The organism is Oceanicella sp., from assembly GCF_056449545.1.
The window spans coordinates 1-4,062 of the sequence record NZ_JBWOMN010000063.1; the positions used below are offsets into that span (position 1 = coordinate 1).

Annotated in this window: 5 protein-coding genes; all 5 read right to left on the reverse strand. The window is 73.3% G+C overall.

Annotated elements, in window-relative coordinates; all coding sequences use genetic code 11:
* Positions 1–383 precede the first annotated feature (383 nt).
* Positions 384–1,292 (reverse strand): CE1 family esterase, encoded by a 909-nt coding sequence (locus tag AC1HC7_RS08600; RefSeq protein WP_479496510.1) that lies wholly within the window; start codon positions 1,290–1,292, stop codon positions 384–386.
* Positions 1,293–1,504: 212 nt separating this feature from the next.
* Positions 1,505–1,897, reverse strand: a complete 393-nt coding sequence (rplS, locus tag AC1HC7_RS08605; protein WP_479496509.1) for a 50S ribosomal protein L19 — start codon at positions 1,895–1,897, stop codon at positions 1,505–1,507.
* A 1-nt stretch (position 1,898) separates the two neighbouring features.
* Positions 1,899–2,765, reverse strand: a complete 867-nt coding sequence (trmD, locus tag AC1HC7_RS08610; protein ID WP_479496508.1) for a tRNA (guanosine(37)-N1)-methyltransferase TrmD — start codon at positions 2,763–2,765, stop codon at positions 1,899–1,901.
* Positions 2,762–3,307, reverse strand: a complete 546-nt coding sequence (locus AC1HC7_RS08615; RefSeq protein ID WP_479496507.1) for a Rossmann-fold NAD(P)-binding domain-containing protein — start codon at positions 3,305–3,307, stop codon at positions 2,762–2,764. The genes trmD and AC1HC7_RS08615 overlap by 4 nt, the downstream gene beginning before the upstream one ends.
* The gene (gene rimM / locus AC1HC7_RS08620; protein WP_479498933.1) at positions 3,304–3,903 is read right to left on the reverse strand and encodes a ribosome maturation factor RimM; all 600 of its coding nucleotides are present in this window, start codon (positions 3,901–3,903) and stop codon (positions 3,304–3,306) included. The genes AC1HC7_RS08615 and rimM overlap by 4 nt, the downstream gene beginning before the upstream one ends.
* Positions 3,904–4,062 lie beyond the last annotated feature (159 nt).

A 4,062-nucleotide genomic window follows, 5' to 3' on the forward strand; every position in this document is an offset into this window, starting at 1 on the left:
GCCAAGCCGCAGGCGCCCCCGCGGGGGCGCGCGACGGGCGGGCCTGCGGGCGAGCGGGCGGCGCGTTTCGCCCCGGGATCTGCCGATCGCATGGCGGCCCCAAGGGGAATTGCGGCGGGACATGCGGCGGGACATGCGGCGGGAATTGCGGCGGCGGGGGGCTCCCGTCCTGCGCTCACGATCCTTTCGGATCGCTTCGCTGCGGTTGGGCCGGGCCCTCGCGACATGCGTCCCTCGGGCGGCGCCGCATCCCTGCGGGACGCTCTGCCGGGGCGGTGGGCGTCGGGGGCGGTGGGCGTCGGGGGGCGCCGGGCGTCGGGGGCGCCGGGTGTCGGCGGGGGCGTCGGGGGGGCGTCGGGGGGCGATGCCCGACTTCCGCCAGGTCAGCTTTCGCCGGGCAGGCCCTCATACCAGTCGAGCACCAGGTCCGACCAGCCGGCGGGCACCTTGTGGCCCTGTGGATGCATGGCGAATTCCAGCGCCGAGCCGGGGGCGCAGGCGGTCCAGCGGCGCAGCAGGAAATCGCCGCGCGCGGCGTATTCCCCGGGGGCGTCGGTGGCGCAGCGGTTGGTGCGGCGCATCAGGGCCAGCCCGTCGAACAGGTTGCCCTGGGTGATGCGCCCGCCAGCCACCGAGCGCCCCTCGATCGGCACCACCGGGTCCGACCAGCCATGGGTGTGCAGCATGCGCACCGGGCCCTCGCAGGTTTCGGGCAGCGGCAGCCAGAACAGCCCGGCCACCGGCGCGAAGGCGGCGAAGGCTCTCGGCGCCTTGCAGGCCAGGTTCCACACCATCATGCCGCCGCCGGAAAACCCCGAGGCGATCATCCGCCGCCGGTCCAGCCCGAACCGCGCCGCGGCGTCCTCGGCCACGCGCAGCAGAAACGCCACGTCATCGCGCCGTCCGACCCCGAAATGCGCCACCGTGTTCCACGAGCCGCCCTTGTCGCCGGGCCGGCGCGGTTCGCCCTGAGGGGCGATCACCGCGTAGCCGCGCTTCAGGAACGGCTCCACCACGCGCCTGGCGGCGATGCTGCGCGCCGCGCGCCCGCCATAGCCATGCAGAAACATCACTGTGGGGAACGGGCCCGCGCCGGGCGGAATCGCCGCGTGGTAGAAGCCGCCTTCGATCTGGCAGGGGGCGTCGGGGGCGCCGCAGGCTTGCGGCGCGGCGGTCTGGGGCGCGGTCTGGGCTGCGGTCTGGGCTGCGGCGGGGGGGCCGGCGAGCGCCATGGCGGCCAGCGCCAGCGCGGCGGGCAATCGGGACAGGCGGGCGAGGCGGGTGGGGCGCATGACGGTTTCATCCTCCAACATTGCCGCCAGAATGCCCCGCCCGGGGGCAAGCCCGGAATCACATCTTCGCTATGTCGCCATATGCGCGCCCGGATCCCCGCTTGTCCGCCGGGAACAGGCGAAAACGCGAAAACGGCGCCCTTTGGCGGGGCGCCGTCTCGCAGATATTGCGCCGCCAGGGGCGCCGGGGTCGTGAAAGCAGCCGGGCGGGCCTATTCGGCGGCCACGCCCTTGTCCTTTTTCGGACGATAATTGGTCTTTTCGGCGATGCGGGCCGATTTGCCGCGACGCGAGCGCAGGTAATACAGCTTGGCGCGGCGCACCTTGCCCCGGCGCACCACGGTGATGGCTTCGATCTGGGGCGAGTGCAGCGGGAACACGCGCTCCACGCCTTCGCCGAAGCTGATCTTGCGCACGGTGAAGGAGGCCGCAAGCCCCATGCCGCCGCGCCGGCTGATGCAGACGCCCTCGTAATTCTGCACGCGGGTGCGCGTGCCCTCGGTCACCTTGAAGCCGACCCGCACGGTGTCGCCGGGGGCGAAATCGGGGATGTCCCTGGACAGTTCGGCGATATGCTCGGCGTCGAGCGTTTCCAGCAGGTTCATGTCAGTCTTCCTTCGGGTTCCCGCCTGTGGCGACGGTGGTTTGCGCGTCCGAGAGCTCTGCTTCTCCTGCCGGGCGGCGGCTGTCTTGCGACAGGGCCCGCCAGAGGTCGGGACGTCTTTCCTTGGTCAGGTCTTCAGCCCGGGATCGCCGCCATGCGGCGATGTTCGCGTGATGGCCGGAGAGGAGCACCTCCGGGATCGCGCGGCCTTCCCAGACCGTCGGCCTCGTGTATTGCGGGTGTTCGAGCAGACCGGAGGCAAAGGATTCCTCCTCGATCGACTCGGCGTTCCCGAGAACGCGCGGTATAAGCCGAACCGTCGCGTCTATCAATGCCATTGCCGGGATTTCGCCGCCGGTGAGCACGAAATCGCCGATCGAGACCTCCTCGACGGCGCGCGCGTCCAGCACCCGCTGGTCCACGCCCTCGAATCGCCCGCAGAGCAGGGTGACGCCGCGCGCCGCCGCGAACCGCCGCGCCATGGTCTGATCGAAGGGTTTGCCGCGGGGGGAGAGGTGGATGACTGGCCATTCGGGCCGGGGCAGGCCCTCGTCGGCATGGTCGAGCGCGGCGGCGAGCACGTCGGCGCGCATCACCATCCCCGGTCCGCCGCCCGCCGGGGGCGCGTCCACGGAGCGATGCCGGTCGGTGGCGAAATCGCGGATGTCGATGGGCTCCAGCGCCCAGAGCCCGGCCTGCAGCGCCCGCCCGGTCAGCGAGCCGCCGAGCGGCCCGGGAAACATCGCCGGGAACAGCGTCAGCACCTTTGCGCGCCACGCCCCGGCCAACGCCCGCGGGCCCGACAGATCGCGCGGGGTCAGCGAGGCGGAGATGGCGAGGCGCCCGTGCGAGCGGGGTTTTCCGGTCATGGCGCCGCCCGCACATCGCCGGGCGCGGCCCCGGCATGGGGTCCCGCCAGCTGCACCGGGCGCGGGTCGTCGAGCGCGCGGATCGCGGCGGCGGAGATTTCGTCGTCGGCGAGCCAGCGGGGGCCGGTTTCATCCTCGACCCAGCCCAGCACCAGCGTGCGCCGGTCCAGATCCGCGCGCCGGCCGGGGTTGCGCCGCGCCCGCGCCGCCGGGTCGCCCGACAGCGCGCCATGCACGCGCAGCGACAGGGCGCCGGGGCGGAGCAGCGATTCCAGCGCCGCGACCATGGGCAGGGCGTCGTCATGCAGCCAGCTCAGCAGCAGATCGGGGTTCTGGGCGGCAATCGCCGCAAGCGGTTCGGCGTGGCTTTCGGGGCGCGACCAGTCCAGCGCCACCGCGCGCGCGCCGGTCTCGGCGGCCAGCGCGCCGGGATTTCGCGAAATCAGCGTCAGGCGATCGGCGCGGGCGGCGAGGGCGCGAACCATGCCGGCCAGCATGCCGCCGCCGCCCGCGACCACGGCGTGATCGAAGCGGCGGGTCACGGCGCGGGGCTTTCGTCATCCGCCGGGCCATCGGGGGGCGCGTCGGTGGGCGCGTCGGGGGGCGCGTCGGGCTTGGGGGCGGCGAACACCCCGGCGGGCGGGTCGGCGACGATGCGCCCGGCCGCGATATCCACGGTGGGGACGGCGGCGCGCGTGAATGGCAGCATCGCCGGCTGCTTCAATCCCGGCCCGGTGATCTCCAGCATGTCGCCGGCGCCGTAATCATGCACCGCCTGCACGCGCCCGAGGATCTCGCCGCCGGTGTCCACGACCTCGAGCCCGATCAGATCGGCGTGATAGAATTCGTCGTCGGGCAGCGAGGGCAGCCGGTCGCGCGGGGCGCAAAGCCTGACGCCCTTGAGCGCATCGGCCTGATCCTTGTCGCGCACCCCTTCGATGCGCGCCGCGAACCCGTCCTTGATCGGCCGCATCAGGGTGATCTCGAACGCCCGCGCGCCGTCCTCGGAGGTCAGCGGCGCGTAGCCGGCGATGGCGGCGGGCTCGGCGCAGAAGGATTTCAGCCGCACCTCGCCGCGCACCCCGAACGCCCCGGCAAGCGCGCCGACGCAGATCATCTTGCTGGGGTCATGGGGCATCGGATCGCTCCGGATGTATTTCTGCGCGCCGCCCCGCGCATTGCGCGGAGGCCAGACGGCGCGGACCGCGCCGCATCGCGCGGCGCGGCCCGGTCCAGTGTCCGGGCCGGGCCCGAAATCGGCGCCGGGCCCCGCGCGGGGCCCGGCGCCGATTTCGGG

What these genes read in the sequence shown, in the direction of transcription:
- AC1HC7_RS08600 (WP_479496510.1), bottom strand. Translation starts at nt 1,292, where the DNA reads ATGCGCCCCACCCGCCTCGCCCGCCTGTCCCGATTGCCCGCCGCGCTG.
- rplS (WP_479496509.1), bottom strand. Translation starts at nt 1,897, where the DNA reads ATGAACCTGCTGGAAACGCTCGACGCCGAGCATATCGCCGAACTGTCC.
- trmD (WP_479496508.1), bottom strand. Translation starts at nt 2,765, where the DNA reads ATGACCGGAAAACCCCGCTCGCACGGGCGCCTCGCCATCTCCGCCTCG.
- rimM (WP_479498933.1), bottom strand. Translation starts at nt 3,903, where the DNA reads ATGCCCCATGACCCCAGCAAGATGATCTGCGTCGGCGCGCTTGCCGGG.